The organism is Cupriavidus sp. HY129, assembly GCF_059492215.1.
Window position 1 is genome coordinate 2840686 of record NZ_CP083254.1, and the last position, 16482, is coordinate 2857167.

The 16482-nt window shown below is 64.0% G+C and carries 12 protein-coding genes; 5 read left to right on the forward strand and 7 right to left on the reverse strand.

The annotated features are described in order from the left end of the window. Positions 1 to 160 precede the first annotated feature (160 nt). On the forward strand, positions 161 to 1768 hold the full coding sequence (gene nadB / locus K6G35_RS13020; protein ID WP_008644910.1) for an L-aspartate oxidase: 1608 nt from the start codon (positions 161 to 163) through the stop codon (positions 1766 to 1768). 27 nt (positions 1769 to 1795) lie between these two features. Here the strand turns inward: nadB and nadC are convergent, their stop codons facing one another. From nadC to purN, 6 genes are all read right to left on the reverse strand, one after another. Continuing rightward, positions 1796 to 2659: a carboxylating nicotinate-nucleotide diphosphorylase gene (gene nadC / locus K6G35_RS13025; protein ID WP_008644911.1), complete on the reverse strand. Its 864-nt coding sequence runs from the start codon at positions 2657 to 2659 to the stop codon at positions 1796 to 1798. Further along, the gene (gene nadA, locus K6G35_RS13030; protein WP_017514131.1) at positions 2656 to 3810 is read right to left on the reverse strand and encodes a quinolinate synthase NadA; all 1155 of its coding nucleotides are present in this window, start codon (positions 3808 to 3810) and stop codon (positions 2656 to 2658) included. The genes nadC and nadA overlap by 4 nt, the downstream gene beginning before the upstream one ends. 141 nt (positions 3811 to 3951) lie before the next feature. Next, positions 3952 to 5142 (reverse strand): DesA family fatty acid desaturase, encoded by a 1191-nt coding sequence (locus K6G35_RS13035; RefSeq protein ID WP_008644913.1) that lies wholly within the window; start codon positions 5140 to 5142, stop codon positions 3952 to 3954. 289 nt (positions 5143 to 5431) lie between these two features. Continuing rightward, positions 5432 to 6802 (reverse strand): mechanosensitive ion channel family protein, encoded by a 1371-nt coding sequence (locus tag K6G35_RS13040; protein ID WP_186424767.1) that lies wholly within the window; start codon positions 6800 to 6802, stop codon positions 5432 to 5434. Continuing rightward, positions 6802 to 8202 (reverse strand): RsmB/NOP family class I SAM-dependent RNA methyltransferase, encoded by a 1401-nt coding sequence (locus K6G35_RS13045; RefSeq protein WP_008644915.1) that lies wholly within the window; start codon positions 8200 to 8202, stop codon positions 6802 to 6804. The genes K6G35_RS13040 and K6G35_RS13045 overlap by 1 nt, the downstream gene beginning before the upstream one ends. Beyond that, the gene (purN, locus tag K6G35_RS13050; protein ID WP_008644917.1) at positions 8199 to 8861 is read right to left on the reverse strand and encodes a phosphoribosylglycinamide formyltransferase; all 663 of its coding nucleotides are present in this window, start codon (positions 8859 to 8861) and stop codon (positions 8199 to 8201) included. The genes K6G35_RS13045 and purN overlap by 4 nt, the downstream gene beginning before the upstream one ends. Before the next feature lie 237 nt (positions 8862 to 9098). Here purN and K6G35_RS13055 point away from each other — a divergent pair, with 237 nt between their 5' ends. Next, positions 9099 to 9758: a response regulator gene (locus tag K6G35_RS13055; RefSeq protein WP_008644919.1), complete on the forward strand. Its 660-nt coding sequence runs from the start codon at positions 9099 to 9101 to the stop codon at positions 9756 to 9758. Between the two features lie 65 nt (positions 9759 to 9823). Here the strand turns inward: K6G35_RS13055 and K6G35_RS13060 are convergent, their stop codons facing one another. Then, a complete protein-coding gene (locus tag K6G35_RS13060) occupies positions 9824 to 11662 on the reverse strand; it encodes an ATP-binding response regulator (RefSeq protein ID WP_234818944.1) in 1839 nt (612 codons plus the stop codon). Between the two features lie 262 nt (positions 11663 to 11924). Here K6G35_RS13060 and K6G35_RS13065 point away from each other — a divergent pair, with 262 nt between their 5' ends. The 3 genes from K6G35_RS13065 to lspA all read left to right on the forward strand — a co-directional run bounded on the left by K6G35_RS13065 (position 11925) and on the right by lspA (position 16443). Further along, the gene (locus tag K6G35_RS13065; protein WP_008644925.1) at positions 11925 to 12908 is read left to right on the forward strand and encodes a bifunctional riboflavin kinase/FAD synthetase; all 984 of its coding nucleotides are present in this window, start codon (positions 11925 to 11927) and stop codon (positions 12906 to 12908) included. A 119-nt stretch (positions 12909 to 13027) separates the two neighbouring features. After that, on the forward strand, positions 13028 to 15907 hold the full coding sequence (gene ileS / locus K6G35_RS13070; protein ID WP_035884680.1) for an isoleucine--tRNA ligase: 2880 nt from the start codon (positions 13028 to 13030) through the stop codon (positions 15905 to 15907). Beyond that, positions 15907 to 16443 (forward strand): signal peptidase II, encoded by a 537-nt coding sequence (gene lspA, locus K6G35_RS13075; protein WP_035884679.1) that lies wholly within the window; start codon positions 15907 to 15909, stop codon positions 16441 to 16443. Before ileS ends, lspA begins: the two co-directional genes overlap by 1 nt. Positions 16444 to 16482 lie beyond the last annotated feature (39 nt).

The window sequence follows — 16482 nt, forward strand, 5'->3', positions numbered from 1 at the left end:
AAAGCCCCGCACTTGCGGGGCTTTTTGTTTCTGGGCGACCGTCCGGCAATCGCCGCCAAACCTTGCCGGCCAAGGGGAAGGTGTAACAGTCTGGTGCGGGTGGGTGTAGACTTGCGAGCTTTCCCCCAACGCTCTTTCGCGCTCGCGCGATCCCTGCACCATGAACTACGACGTCGCGATCGTCGGCAGCGGGCTGGCCGGCCTTACCGTCGCTTTGCAGCTTGCCGATACCCACCGGGTTGTCATCCTCAGCAAACGCGCCATGACAACGGGGGCAAGCGATTGGGCCCAGGGCGGCATCGCCGCGGTGCTCGACTCGGGCGATAGTCACGACGAACACACGCAGGACACGCTGGTTGCAGGTGCAGGCCTTTGCGACGAGGAAGCGACGCGCTTTATCGTGGAGCATGGCCGCGAAGCGATCCAATGGCTGATCGACCGCGGGGTGCCGTTCACGCGCGACGAACAGGCCGAACTCGGCTTCCACCTCACCCGCGAAGGCGGGCATAGCCGTCGCCGCATCATCCACGTTGCCGACGCCACCGGCCATGCGGTGGTGACCACGCTGGCCGAGCAGGCCCGCCAGCATCCGAACATCACGATCCTCGAAGACCAGTTCGCAGTCGACCTGATCACGTCCGCCAAGCTCGGCTTGCCCGGCAACCGTTGCTATGGCCTGTACGTGCTCGATGCGGAAACGGGCGAAGTGCGCACGCTCACAGCCACGCATACGGTGCTGGCCGCCGGCGGCGCGGGCAAGGTCTATCTCTATACGACCAACCCCGACACGGCTACCGGCGACGGCATCGCCATGGCCTGGCGCGCGGGCTGCCGGGTGTCGAACATGGAATTCATCCAGTTTCATCCGACCTGCCTCTATCACCCCTACGCGAAGTCGTTCCTGATCTCGGAAGCCGTGCGCGGCGAAGGCGGCCTGCTGAGGCTGCCGGATGGCACGCGCTTCATGCCCGAGCATGACGACCGCGCCGAACTGGCGCCGCGTGACGTGGTAGCTCGCGCCATCGACTTCGAAATGAAAAAACGCGGCCTGGATTGCGTGTATCTCGACATCACGCATCAGCCCGTATCGTTCCTCAAGGAACACTTCCCGACGATCTACGCCCGCTGCCTGGAACTCGGCATCGATATCGCGAGCGAGCCGATTCCCGTGGTGCCGGCCGCGCACTACACCTGTGGTGGCGTGGTCACCGATACGGCGGGCCGCACCGATCTCGGCAATCTCTACGCGGTTGGCGAGACGGGCTGCACGGGTCTGCACGGCGCCAACCGCCTGGCGTCGAACTCGCTGCTCGAATGCATGGTGATCGGCCGTGCCGCGGCTGCGGACATTGCCTCGCAAGGCAAGGCCGACGCGCCGGACATCACGCTGCCGGCCTGGGATGAGAGCCGCGTATCGGATGCCGACGAGGAAGTCGTCGTCTCGCACAACTGGGATGAGCTGCGCCGCCTGATGTGGAACTACGTCGGCATCGTGCGCACCGACAAGCGGCTGGAGCGCGCGCAGCACCGGATCGGCATGCTGCGCGAGGAGATCGCCGAGTACTACGCGAATTTCCGCGTTACCCGCGATCTGTTGGAATTACGCAACCTGGTGGAAGTGGCATCGCTGATCGTCGACAGCGCCTATTCACGCCACGAAAGCCGTGGCCTGCATTTTAGCCGTGACTATCCGGAAACGCTGCCGAAGGCGCTGCCTACCGTGCTGCAACCGCTGACGGGCCGTGCGGCAAGCCGCAGGAAGGTCTGAACCTCCGGCGACAGCCCAGGACCAGGCTCAGCCGACGATGCGCAGCGAGAAATCGGTCGCGCGCACATCCTTGGTGAGGGCGCCGACCGAGATCCGGTCGACGCCGGTTTCGGCGAAGCGGCGAATCGTTTCGTAGTTCACCCCGCCCGACACCTCGAGCAGCGCGCGCTCACGGTTGATCGTCACGGCCTCGCGCATCATTTCGAGCGAGAAGTTGTCGATCAGCACGGACTTCGCGCCTGCCGCCAGCGCCTCTTCCAGTTCGGCGATCGATTCGACCTCGATCTGGATTGAAGCCTCGGTGCCGAGCGCCAGTGCCGCTTCCATCGCCGCCGCGATACCGCCCGCCGCCGCGATGTGGTTCTCCTTGATCAGGATGCCGTCGTACAAGGCCAGGCGCTGATTCTCCCCACCCCCGACCCTCACCGCATACTTCTGCGCAAGACGCAGGCCCGGCAGCGTCTTGCGCGTATCGAGCACGCGTGCGCGCGTATCGGCGATCAGATCGGCGTAACGGCGGGTGGCCGACGCCACGCCGGAGAGCAGTTGCAGGAAATTCAACGATGGCCGCTCGGCGGTCAGCAACGCGCGTGCCGGCCCGGCGATTTCGCAGACCACGTCGTCCGGCGCCAGACGCGCGCCCTCTTCCTTTTGCCACGTCACCAGCAGCCTCTCATCGATGGCTTGCATGCAGGCGTCGAACCACGGGCGACCACACAGCACCGCAGCTTCGCGAACAATCACGCGGGCGTGCACGGGCTTGTCGGCCGGCACCAGCAGACCGGTCAGGTCACCAGTCCCCACATCCTCGGCAATCGCTGCCTTGACGTTGGCGGCCAGCGCCACACGCAGCGCAGGGCCGTAGCTATCGAATACAGAGTTCACGCTCATGCCGGGCCGACTCCGCTGAACAGTGCCGATTCCTTGGCGAGATCGGCTGCGGGGCGAACATTGGCTTTCTGCTGCGCGGCGAAATCGAGCATCCGGTTGATACACGTTACGGCGCGTCGTCCGATGTCGGCGTCGACGTGAATTTCGTTGCGGCCGGTCTCGAGGACTTCGGCCAGGTTGGTCAGCGCATTCATGGCCATCCATGGGCAATGCGCGCAACTCTTGCAGGTGGCGCTGTTGCCGGCGGTCGGAGCCTCGATGAACATCTTGCCCGGCGCGGCCATGCGCATCTTGTGCAGGATGCCGTTATCGGTGGCGACGATGAATTCGTTGGCGTCCAACTGCTGGGCCGCGGCGATCAGCTGGCTGGTCGAGCCAACCACATCAGCCTGCGCAACCACGTTGGCCGGCGATTCCGGGTGGACCAGGATCTTGGCCTTCGGATGCTCGCGGCGCAGCAGATCGAGTTCGATACCCTTGAACTCGTCGTGCACCAGGCACGAGCCCTGCCACAGCAGCATATCGGCGCCGGTCTGCTGCTGGATGTAGCTGCCCAGATGCTTGTCCGGTGCCCACAGGATCTTCTCGCCGCGCGCGTGCAGATGCTCGACGATCTTCAGGCCAATGCTCGACGTCACCATCCAGTCGGCGCGCGCCTTCACCGCCGCGCTGGTGTTGGCATAGACCACCACGGTGCGATCCGGGTGCGCATCACAAAATGCCGCGAAATCGTCGGCCGGGCAGCCCAGGTCCAGCGAGCAGGTGGCGTCCAGATCCGGCATCAGGATCGTCTTCTCGGGGCTCAGGATCTTGGCGGTCTCGCCCATGAATCGCACGCCGGCCACCACGAGCGTCTTGGCCTCGTGATCGCGCCCGAAACGGGCCATCTCCAGCGAATCGGACACGCAGCCGCCGGTTTCCTCGGCAAGATCCTGCAGGTCGGCATCGACGTAGTAATGCGCCACCAGCACCGCATTGCGCTCTTTCAGCAACTTGCGAATGCGGGACTTGAGCGCCTGGCGCTCATCGGGTGTCAGCGCCGGGGGCACCTTGGCCCAGGCGTGCGCGACGCAGCTACCACCGGCGGCCGCGTCAGGGTCCGTCAGGTTCGGCTTCTCGAACTCGACGCTCTTGATCGTTTGTGGGGTCATCTCTGCAGTACTCCTCGGCGCACCGTTGGCTGCCGCGCTGTGGACGCGCGGTCTGTGCCATCACATGGAGAAGTTTAGCCAAAAGAAAAGCCCCGCCTGGGGCGGGGCTTTATAGCCATGACGGGCGCGTCGGCGATTGTATCAGGCGTACCGGCGCAGGCGCAGCGAAAACTCCTGCAGCGCCTGGATGCCGCTGGCTTCGGCGCGATGGCACCAGGCCTGCAGCTGAGCCAGCAGTTGCTCGCGCGTCAGGTTCGAGCGGCCCCAGATCACAGCCAGTTCGCGGCGCATTTCCACGAACGTGCTCAGCATCTTGTTTTGCTCGACGATGGTCGCCAATTGCTGACGTTGCGGCGCAGCCAGCTTGGTTTCCTCGCGGTGGAACCACTTGCGGGCCGGCTTGAAGCTCGAGTACTCGGGCGTATTGCCTTCCTTGTGCTTGCGCAGTTCATCCTTGTAGGCGGACTTCAGCGTCTTGGCGTAGCGGGCCATCACGTCGTAGCGGTTAGCGATGATCGCTTCCAGCGTGTTGTGATCCACCGGACGGGCCTCCACCAGGCGAGCCTTGGGCGGGGTCTTCTTGACCTTGGCCAGGCCCACCGACTGCATCGCGCGGATGTACCACCAGCCCACGTCGATCTCGTACCACTTGATCGAGAACTTGGCCGACGTCGGGTACGTGTGGTGGTTGTTGTGCAGCTCTTCACCACCGATGATGAAGCCCCACGGCGACACGTTGGTCGATGCGTCTTCGCAGTCGTAGTTGCGATAGCCCCAGTAGTGGCCCAGGCCGTTGATGATGCCGGCCGCATGGATCGGGATCCAGAGCATCTGCACTGCCCACACGGACATGCCGACCAGGCCGAACAGGGCCAGGTCGATGATCAGCATCAGCGCCACGCCTTGCCAGGAGAAGCGCGAGTACAGATTGCGCTCGATCCAGTCATCGGGCGTGCCGTGGCCGAACTTGGTGATGGTTTCCTTATTCTTGGCCTCGGCGCGATACAGCTCCGCGCCTTCCAGCAGCACCTTGCGGATGCCGCGGGTCTGCGGGCTGTGCGGATCGTCTTCGGTTTCGCACTTGGCGTGGTGCTTGCGGTGAATCGCGGTCCACTCCTTGGTCACCATGCCCGTGGTCATCCACAGCCAGAAACGGAAGAAATGCTGGGCGATCGGATGCAGGTCCAGCGACCGGTGCGCCATGCAGCGGTGCAGGAAAATGGTCACGCCGGCGATCGTGATGTGCGTCATCACGAGCGTGTAGATCACGATCTCCCACCAGGACCAGTTGGCGAGGCCGTTGGCGGCCCAATCAAGAATTGAGTCGAACAAACTGTGTTCTCCGTCTAAAAAACGAGGGATGCAGTGCGGCACTACCATGCAACGCACCAAACGCGCAGAAAAAAGACTGCAAATTCAACGATTGCGATAGCTTTCTGGCGCAATCCTGCGTAGGTGGCAGGAGCCGGGCCGAGGCACGAACCGCTGCAATCTGGCGGTTGTCTGGAAGTGGGGCTGACGGGTTGGTCTGCAACCCGCGTTCAGCCCGATATTCTACCGGATCGACGCGGGTCAGACATCCGCTTTTTCCCCGACTTTGAGAGGCTGGCGCGGGAAACGTTCAATTCTGTGCGGCATCCGCCACGACAAGTGGCGTCGTCGGATTCAGCATCCGCACCTCGCGCTGCGGATATGGGATCGAAATGCCATTTTCGTGAAACGCGCGCCAGATGGCCCGATTCATCGCCGACTGCACGCCGAGCTTGCCGTTCTGTGGATCCGCGATGTAGACGGCAGTTTCGTACTCGATGCCGCTGTCGGCAAACATCACCAGGAACGCGGCGGGTGCCGGCGTTTCTAGCACACGTGGCAAATTGCGCACACAATCCTGCAGCAATCCGATCACCATTTCCGGATCGGCGGCATAGTCCGCTTGCACCCGGGTGGCCACGCGCACATTCGTTCCAGAGAACGAATGGTTCTGCACCGACTGGGCCACAAGTTGCTCATTCGGCACAAGCGTCTCGCCGTCACCATTGCGCACAACGGTGTAGCGTGTGCGAATCTGCGACACGATGCCGGTGTACTTGTCGACCGTGATCTGGTCGCCAAGCTTGACCGAGCGATCGAGCAGGATGATGAAGCCCGATATGTAGTTGCTGGCGATCTTCTGCAGGCCAAGACCGAGGCCGACGCCCAGTGCGCCACCAAACACCGAGAGCACAGTCAGGTCGATGCCCACCAGCGACAGGCTCAGCAGCAGCGACACCAGCAACAGCAGCGCCTTGGTGATGCGCGTCAGCACGACCTTCAGATTCGAATCGAGCGTGGTCGCGCGCATCAGGCGCTCTTCCAGCCACGAACCAAACCACATCGCCACCAGCACGGTCAGGAGAATCCAGACCATTGCCATCAGCGAATCGGCCAGGTTGATATGTTGCTTGCCGCCAATCGAGAACCGCACGTCCCGCATCCATGCGACCACGTCCGGCAGCACGCCAAGCACGTACAAACCCATGGCGATCCACGTCAGGGTTGTCAGTACCTTCTCCACCAGCACAAGCATGCCGTGAAGCTGGCCATGTCCCGAAATTACGCGGCGGAGGATGTAGAACGTCACATACAACGAGGTGATGCCGAACAGCGGCACCAGCGCCAGCCGGAGAACGCTGATCGGGATCAGCGACTCCAGCGAGAAACGCGCCACCGACACCAGCAGCCAGCTGATGAGTGGGAACACCGCCCGCTCCAGACTGACCGCGGCCATGCGCAGCGAGAAGCTTGCCGACTGGTGGCGAACCTCCAGCCGCTTGACCACGCGCCGCGACAGCGGCCACGCGATCAACAGGCAAATGGCCAGTACCCCGATCTGCCAGAAAAACCCCGGGCCGCCCGCATCGTGGATCAGGTCCTGAACCATCTTGCCGAACATCGCGTGCGAACGTTTCAGCTCGGCGAGCGTATCGGGGTTCATCAGCGTGCCATCCGCCATCAGCGCGTGCGCTCCAACACCGCGGCGAAGAAGCCATCGGTCTGATGGATATGCGGATAAAGCGCCAACATGCCGCCTTCCGCCGGCAACTCCGGCACCTCGATCTTCTGCTCGGCCAGCACTTCGCCCACCGGCACAAGGCGGAAATTCTCGTGGGATGCCAGGAAATCACGGATGATCGCCTCGTTTTCGGCCTCCAGCACGCTGCACGTGGCGTACACGACACGTCCGCCGCCCTTCACCAGCTTCGCCGCGGCATCGAGGATGGCCGCCTGCTTCGCTGTGAGTTCCACAACCGATTCCGGCGTCTGGCGCCACTTCAGATCGGGATTGCGTCGCAGGGTACCCAGGCCGCTGCAAGGCGCGTCCACCAGCACACGATCGATCTTGCCGGCCAGGCGCTTGACCTTGGCATCGCGCTCGGAGTCGATCAGCACCGGGTGCACGTTCGACAGGCCGCTACGAGCCAGACGCGGCTTCAGATTGGCCAGGCGCTTCTCCGACACATCGAATGCATAGAGCCGCCCAGTCGAACGCATGGCCACGCCCAGCGCCAGCGTCTTGCCGCCAGCGCCCGCGCAGAAGTCGACCACCATCTCGCCGCGACGCGGCGCAAGCAGATGGCACAGCAGCTGACTGCCCTCATCCTGCACTTCCACGCCACCGTTGATGAACAGCGGGAGCTGGTTCAACGCGGGCTTGCCCTTGAGGCGGATGCCAGCCGGCGCCATCGGGGCCAGTTCGGCGGCGATACCGGCAGTCTGGAGTTCGGCCAGTGCCTCTTCACGCGACAGCTTGGCGGTGTTCACGCGCAGGTCGAGCGGCGCGGGACGCAGCCAGGCATCGCCAAGCGCAGCAGTAAATGCCTCGCCATGACGCGCCACCAGATCGTCATACAGCCACTCGGGCAGGTTGGCGCGCACGCGTGGCGCCAGGCTGGAGCGCTCGATCGTGGTCAGGCGGTCGAGCCAGACAGCTTCGTCGGGATGAAGGAACGGCGAAAGCACATCGCGGCCGAGCGTCGCGGCCAGGCCCAGCAGCCCGAGGCGACGCGTGGCCGAACCTGTGCCACTTTCGGCAAATTGACCAAATTCGACGCGTCGGCGCAACACTGCAAAAATTGCTTCGGCGATGATGCCCCGGTCACGATGACCAAGTTTGCTATTTTCGCGGAAGTAATGGCTGACCACCGCGTCGGACGGGCGCGCGAACAACAGCACCTTGCCGAGCAGGCGGTCGATATGTTGCAGATGGAAAGCCTGCAGGCCGCCGGGCGTGCGCGACGCGCCGTCAGCGCCCTGCTGCCGGGCGTTGGGCGACTTGCGGATCGGGCTGGCCTTGCCTTTGCTCGGACGCGAGCGCTGACGATTGTCCTGGGAAGTTGCGGGATTGCGACTCATGGCTGTTTTCCTGCCGCTTGGGGCGAGATGGCCATGAACCATTGGGGCTCGGCCGGTTGAACTACTTGAACGACACCGTCCTGCACGTGCAGACGGTCTTCGACGAACCAGCGCACAGCGCGCGGGTAAATGACATGTTCGCTATCGAGCAAACGATCGGCCAGCGACTCCGGTGTGTCGCCAGGCAGAACATCAAGTGCCGCCTGCAACACGATCGGTCCATGATCGAGCTCTGGCGTCACGAAATGCACCGTCGCGCCATGCAGCTTGACGCCCGCCTCCAGCGCCTGCCTGTGCGTATGCAAGCCGGGGAAGCTCGGCAGCAGCGACGGATGGATGTTGAGCATTCGCCCGGCGTAATGCTCGACGAAGCCAGGCGTCAGGATCCGCATGAAGCCTGCCAGCACGACGAGGTCGGGCTGGTAGACGTCGATGGCGTCCTGCATCGCGGCGTCGAAACTCTCACGTCCGGAAAACTGCTTGTGGTCCACCACACCGGTGGCAATACCGTGGCGCGAGGCGAACTGCAGGCCCGAGGCATCGGGGCGGTTCGACAGTACCGCTGCCACGCGCGCCGGCCATTTCTCGGCGGCGCAGGCCCGGACGATCGCTTCCATGTTGGAGCCACGCCCGGAAATCAATATCACAATATTCTTCATCGCCGCGATTCTACCAAGCTGTGGTGCAAACACTTGCAAACCATGCGCATTAGGTACTTAATTACCGCCAAACGCACATGGGGCAACAAAAACAGGCGCGCCCACCAATCCCGGTACCCCCGTGTGATGGATTGTGACGCGCAACCCGCTCTGTTAGAGTGGGCCCTACGCCCACGCGCCGCGACACAAAAAGACGGTGACAACAAGGGCGAAATGGGAACTTAGACGGGAATACGCATGTTGAACGCTGCACCGACTTTGTTGGTGGTCGATGATCATCCTATGGCGCTCTCGGGCACAACCGCCTTCCTGGCGGAAGTGATGCCCGACGTCGCCGTTCATTCCGCTGGCAGCGCCAAGGAAGCCCTCCACTCCCTGAACCAGGGGCTCCGTCCCGATATCGTGCTGCTCGACATCTGGCTGAACGATGGTACTGGCTTCGATGCCATGCAGTCGTTCAAGAGCGTGATCCCGGGCGCCCGCTTCATCTTCATGTCGGCGGAGGCCACACCCGAGATCGTGGGCCGCGCCCGCGCGCTATCGGCCTGCGGTTTCGTCGGCAAGCATCTGGACGCCAACGCGTTCACTGCGGCCGTGCGCAAGGTCCTGGCCGGCGACACCAGTTTCCCATCCGATGAGGCCCTGTCCGGCCGATCGCAATCGTTCGGCCCTGCCCACGGCATTCCCGTCACGCCGGCCGAACTCGGCCTCACGCCGCGCCAGGGCTCGGTGCTCGCGCTGGTGCTCGAAGGACTGCCGAACAAGGTCATCGCCCGCAAGCTGGGGCTGACCGAGAACACCGTCAAGGAACACGTCTCGGCCATCCTGCAACGGCTGGGCGTGCGCACGCGCATGCAGGTCATGTCGCGCATGGAGCGTTTCCGCCTGCGCCAGTGAGGCAGTGAACATCGCCACGCATGAATGACAACGCCGCCTCAAGGGCGGCGTTGTCATTCATGCGTTCATGCCGTGGGCAACCAGCGACGCAGCAACATGCGCAGGTTCGCCGGGTCCACCGGTTTCGGCAGGACAAAGTAGCCTGCCTCCTCGGCGGCCTGCAGCGCCGCGGACTTCAGATCGCCCGTCAGCAGCGCACTGCGAGCCTGAGGCTGCGAGGTCTGCCAGCGCTCCAGCAAATCGAGCCCGTTCTCGTTGCCGGGCAAGCGCAGGTCACAGAAGATGATGTCCGGCTTGAGACCCTTGGCGAAGAGTCGGTCGGCCTCTCCCCCGTGCGCGGCACATGCCACGCGAATGCCCCAGGCTTCCATCAACGCGATCCACGCCTTGCGAATCTGGCTATCGTCATCGACCACCAGCACGGTGCCACGCAAGCGATCGTGCCGCGCTTCTTCCGCCTGCGCATTTGCCCGCATCGCCCGAACACTGGCTACGGTCTCCTCGGGCACCGGCGCCAGCGCGAACCAGAATACCGATCCCTTGCCCGGCACCGAGCGCACGCCGTAAGTCCCGCGCATCAGACGCACGCACTCCCGGAAGATCGCGAGCCCCAGACCAAGACCCTGCGACGGATCGCGCTGCGGATTGTGAACCTGGTAGTACGGCGAGAAGATCTCGGGCAGGTGCTCGGGCGTGATGCCCGCACCGGTGTCCCAGACCTCCAGCCGCACGTGCTTGCGGCGCTGTCGCGCGGTCACCAGAATGCCGCCGCGCTTCGTATAGCGCAGCGCGTTCTGCACGAGGTTGAACAGCGCCCGCCGCAACAGCACCGGCTCGGCCATGGCGAACAGTTCGTCAGGCACGCGTGGCGTCAGCGTCAGACCGCTTTCGCGCGCATCAGCAGCGAACTGGCTCATCACGTCATGGATCAGCGAATTGAGTTCGCATGGCTCCAGCGTCGGCAACACCTTGCGCCCCTCAAGCTTGGACAGGTCAAGCAGGGACCGGAACAGCAGATCGATAGTCTGCGTCCCGGCGGCCACCTGCTCGACGAGCGGGTGGAGCGAACTCGATTGGTTGCGCGCACGCAACGCTTCGACCAGCATCACCAGGGCATGAACAGGCTGGCGCAGGTCGTGACTCGCGGCCGCCAGGAAGCGGGACTTCTCCTCACTGGCATGAAGTGCCCGTTCCTTCTCTTCCTGAAACTGCTTGGCGAGCCGGCGGCTTTCGGATTCGAGCTGGATGGCGCGCACCAACGTGTGCTGCAGATTCAGCGAATGCCGGGCCAGCATCAGCGCATAGATAGCCAGCAGCAATTGCACATAGGTGCCATGGCCCGGAAAGGCAAAGTCGGCCAGCAGCACATTCGGCACAAGGATCGGCACGCCGGCAAAGACCAGGTTCGATGGGATGGGCGACTGCGACGTGGCGCCGCCCGCGAGCACGCCCAGCGTCAGCAGATACAGCACGCTCGAAAACACCACGGACGACGAATACAGGTGCAGCAGCGCCGAACTGCCCCAGGTCAGTCCCGTCAGGAACGCGATGGCGCGCATGTTGTTCCACCACTTGCGCGTGTGCGCCGAGCGGCTCAACCTGCCCATATCGCGCTGGAACCCGAGGTAGAACCACATCCCGCCGATGGTCAGCAGCAGCATGATGGCGCACCAGATCACCAGCGCCACGTGGTTGGCTTCGTTCCAGAACGTGTACGCGGTCAGTCCCGGCAGCAGGGCCGAGGATGCAATGCCCGTGGGGGAGACACGATGAACGGTGACGAGCAGCTTGGCTCGCGTTTCGGTGTCCAGTTGCGGCCCGGGCGGGGGCAGGATCTTGTTGAGCAGCGCGTTCAAGTGTGGCGTGGCACGTAAGGCGACGTACTTCGTCGCTGCAACTGGCATCAGACAAGTCTGCCGATGTTGCAGAAATCGCGCAATTTTGTTGCAAGTGGGGCATATCATGCCGATTTTTGCGGCGCCGCGCCATTGCGAGGCACCCCAATAACCCACAAATTTGTCAAAAGCACCACGTTTGTGGGGGACGTGTGTCGAAAGCGCGCGCCAGACCGGCGTCAAATTGGTCGGCCGGCAGGCTTTTCGGGCGGCAAACCGGTGGTTCGCCTTATAATGCCCCCTTTCCCAAAAACGCTCGTCCGCCGTCCTCGTGAAAGTCTTCCGCGGTCTGCCCAATGCCGAAAGCCGGGCGCCTTGCGCGCTTACCATCGGCAATTTCGACGGTGTGCATCGCGGCCACCAGTCGTTGCTCGCGCGCGCCCGCGCGGCCGCCGATGCACGCGGCCTGCCGCTGTGCGTGATGACATTCGAGCCGCATCCGCGCGAATTCTTCGCCCCCGAGCACGCTCCCACCCGTATTGCCCTGCTGCGCGACAAGCTTGACGCGCTGCGCCGCAACGGCGTGGATCGCGTGGTGGTGGAGCATTTCAACGCGCATTTCGCCGCCCAGTCACCTCAGGCTTTCGTCGAGAACGTGCTCTGGCACGGCCTGCACGCCCGATGGGTGCTGGTTGGCGACGACTTCCGCTTCGGCGCCAAGCGCGCCGGCGACTTCTCTTATCTGCAGGAGGCCGGCCGGCAGTTCGGTTTCGATGTCGAGCAGATGGGATCGGTCTCCGAAGGCGGCATCCGCATCTCCAGCTCCGCCGTGCGCCAGGCACTGGCCGGTGGCGACCTGGAACATGCGCGCCGGCTGCTCGGCCACGGCTACGCGATCAGCGGCCACGTGATCCATGGGCGCAAGCTCGGCCGTGACCTCGGGTTTCCGACGCTGAACCTGCGGATCTCGCACAAGCGCCCGGCCGTGAACGGCATCTTCGTAGTGCAGGTGCATGGCATTGCCGACCATCCGGTGCAAGGCGTGGCCAGCATCGGCGTGCGGCCGACCGTCGAGGACGCCGGCCGCGTGCTGCTGGAAGTGCACCTCTTCGACTTCAACGAAAACCTGTACGGTAAGCTGATACGGGTGGAATTCATGAAGAAGCTGCGTGACGAGAAGCGCTATGACACGCTCGAAGCGCTGACCGCGGCCATCGCCAAGGACGCCGCCGACGCGCGCGCATTCTTTGGCCAGACCGCGCCGGATGCCGGCCGGCGCGACTTCGCCACCTCCGCCACCGACCGAATTAGCTAGCGGCCGGCAGCGCGCTCGATCAACGAGCCGCGGCCGGGACCCGCCCTGCCTCACCCCGAATGACACGCGCGGTGGTCATGCACGCGCCGCGCCCTACCGAATTGCCTTGAGAATCAACCATGTCCGACGACAAACGCGCCAAGCCTGAAAAAAGCAAGTATCCGGTCAATCTGCTGGATACCCCGTTCCCGATGCGCGGCGATCTGCCCAAGCGCGAGCCGCAATGGGTCAAGCAATGGCAGGACAAGCAGCTCTACAAGAAGATCCGCGCCGCCCGCCATGGCGCCAAGAAGTTCGTGCTGCATGACGGCCCGCCGTACGCCAATGGCGATATCCACATCGGCCACGCAGTCAACAAGGTCCTGAAGGACATGATCATCAAGGCGCGCGGCCTGACCGGGTTGGACGCCGTCTACGTGCCGGGCTGGGACTGCCACGGCATGCCGATCGAGATCCAGATCGAAAAGCAGTTCGGCAAGGGTCTCCCGGTGCAGGAAGTCCAGTCGAAGGCGCGTGCCTACGCCACCGAGCAGATCGCCCGCCAGCGCAAGGACTTCGAGCGTCTGGGCGTGCTCGGCGACTGGGAGAACCCGTACCTGACCATGAACTTCAGCAACGAGGCCGACGAGCTTCGCGCGCTGGGCAAGATCATGGAGCGCGGCTACGTGTTCCGCGGCCTGAAGCCGGTCAACTGGTGCTTTGACTGCGGCTCGGCGTTGGCCGAGGCGGAGGTCGAGTACAAGGACAAGGTCGACCTGTCGATCGACGTCGGCTTCCCGTTCGCCGAGACCGACAAGATCGCTCACGCATTCCATGTGCCGCTGGCCCAGCTCGAAGGCAAGCCGGGCTGGATCGTGATCTGGACCACCACCCCGTGGACGATCCCGTCGAACCAGGCGCTGAACATGCACCCGGAGGTGGAATACGCGCTGGTCGACACGCCGCGTGGCTTCCTGATCCTGGCCAAGGATCGCGTCGAGGAACAACTCAAGACCTACGCGCTGGAAGGCACGATCGTTGCCACCGCGCGCGGTGACGCGCTGACCGAAGTGCGCTTCCACCACCCGCTGGCGAAAATGGATGCCGGCTACGTCCGTACGTCGCCGGTCTACCTGGGCGACTACGTGACCACCGACACCGGTACCGGCATCGTCCACTCGGCGCCGGCCTACGGCGTGGAAGACTTCCAGTCGTGCAAGGCGCACGGCATGCCGGATTCGGACATCATCAGCCCCGTGATGGGCGATGGCGTCTACGCCAGCACGCTGCCGCTGTTCGGCGGCCTGTCGATCTGGGATGCCAATCCGAAGATCGTCGAGGTGCTGCGCGAGTCGGGCAACCTGTTCAACTCGCACAAGTACGAGCACAGCTACATGCACTGCTGGCGTCACAAGACGCCGATCATCTACCGCGCCACGTCGCAGTGGTTCGCGGGCATGGACGTGGACCCGGTGGACAACGGCCCGACGCTGCGCGAAACCGCGCTGGCTGGCATCGAGGCCACCGAGTTCTACCCGGCGTGGGGCAAGCAGCGCCTGCACAACATGATCGCCAACCGCCCGGACTGGACGCTCTCGCGCCAGCGCCAGTGGGGCGTGCCGATGGCCTTCTTCATCCACAAGGAAACGGGCGCCCTGCACCCGCGCACGCCCCAGCTGCTCGAGGAAGTGGCCAAGCTTGTGGAGAAGCACGGTATCGAGGCGTGGCAGACGCTCGACCCGAAGGACCTGCTCGGCGACGAAGCCGCGCAGTACGAGAAGAACCGCGACACGCTCGACGTGTGGTTCGACTCGGGCACCACGCACTGGACCGTGATCCGCGGCTCGCACCGTGACGAGCTGTACGATCCTGCCGCCGACCTGCCGGATGGCCGCCTTGCCGACCTCTATCTGGAAGGCTCGGACCAGCATCGCGGCTGGTTCCACTCGTCGCTGCTGACCGCGTCGATGCTCTATGGCAAGCCGCCCTACAAGGCACTGCTGACGCACGGCTTCACGGTCGACGGCGAAGGCCGGAAGATGTCGAAGTCGGTCGGCAATACAGTGTCGCCGCAGGACATCTCGAACAAGATGGGCGCCGAGATCATTCGCCTGTGGGTGGCATCGACCGACTATTCGGGCGAGCTGTCGATCTCCGACGAAATCCTGAAGCGCGTGGTGGAAGGCTATCGCCGCATCCGCAACACGCTGCGCTTCCTGCTGGCCAACCTGACCGACTACGACCACGCCAAGCACGCGCTGCCGGCGTCGGAATGGCTCGAGATCGACCGCTACGCCGTGGCGCTGACCGACCGCCTGCAGAAGGAGGTGCTGTCGCACTACCAGGCCTACGAGTTCCACCCGGTCGTCGCCAAACTGCAGACGTTCTGCTCCGAGGACCTCGGCGGCTTCTACCTGGACGTACTGAAGGACCGCCTGTACACCACGGCCGCTGACTCGAAGGCTCGCCGTGGCGCGCAGAACGCGCTGTATCACATCACCCAGGCGATGCTGCACTGGATGGCGCCGTTCCTGACGTTCACGGCCGAGGAAGCATGGCAGATCTTTGCCCACGGCACCGAGCACAAGGACACCATCTTCACGAGCACGTACTATGCGATCCCGTCGGTGGACGACGGCGACACGCTGTTGCAGAAGTGGCACGAGATCCGTACCGTGCGCGCCGAAGTCACGCGCCAGCTCGAAGCCGTGCGCGTGGAAGGCGACATCGGTTCGTCGCTGCAGGCGGAAGTCACGATCGCCGCGGGCGGTCCGGTGCTGGCCGCGCTGCAGAGCCTGGAAGACGACCTGCGCTTCGTGCTGCTGACGTCGGCCGCCAAGGTCACGCCGGCGCCAGAAGGCGGCGACCTGCTGGTGACGGTCACGCCTTCGCAGCACGCCAAGTGCGAGCGTTGCTGGCACTACCGCGCCGACGTGGGCCACAACCCCGAGCATCCGACGATCTGCGGCCGCTGCGACAGCAACCTGTTCGGCGCCGGTGAACACAGGAGCCACGCCTGATGGCATCGTCCACTCGTTCGACGCGTTCGACGCCGGCCCGCGGCAAGAGCAAGGGCACCAGCAGCAACGTCACGCCGTGGCTGTGGATGGCCTTTGCCCTGCTGGTGGTGATGATCGACCAGTTCTTCAAGGTGGTGATCACGCGCTCGTTCCAGTACGGCGAGTCGCGCCCGGTCACCAGCTTCTTCAACCTGGTGCTGGTCTATAACAAGGGCGCTGCGTTCAGCTTCCTGGCGGATGCGGGCGGGTGGCAGCGCTGGTTCTTCACGCTGCTGGGCGTGGTAGTCGGCGCGTTCATCATCTGGCTGCTCTATCGCCATACCGGACAGAAGCTGTTTTGCCTGGCGGTATCGCTGATTCTTGGTGGTGCCGTGGGCAATGTGGTCGACCGGATCATCCACGGCCACGTGATCGACTTCCTGGACTTCCATCTTCGTAACACGCATTTCCCGGCATTCAACGTGGCGGACTGCGCGATCACGCTCGGGGCGATCCTGCTGATCGTCGACGAGCTGCGGCGCGTGCGACGTCACTGACGCCTGTCATACGCCCCTCTCCCACAAACGGGAGAGGGC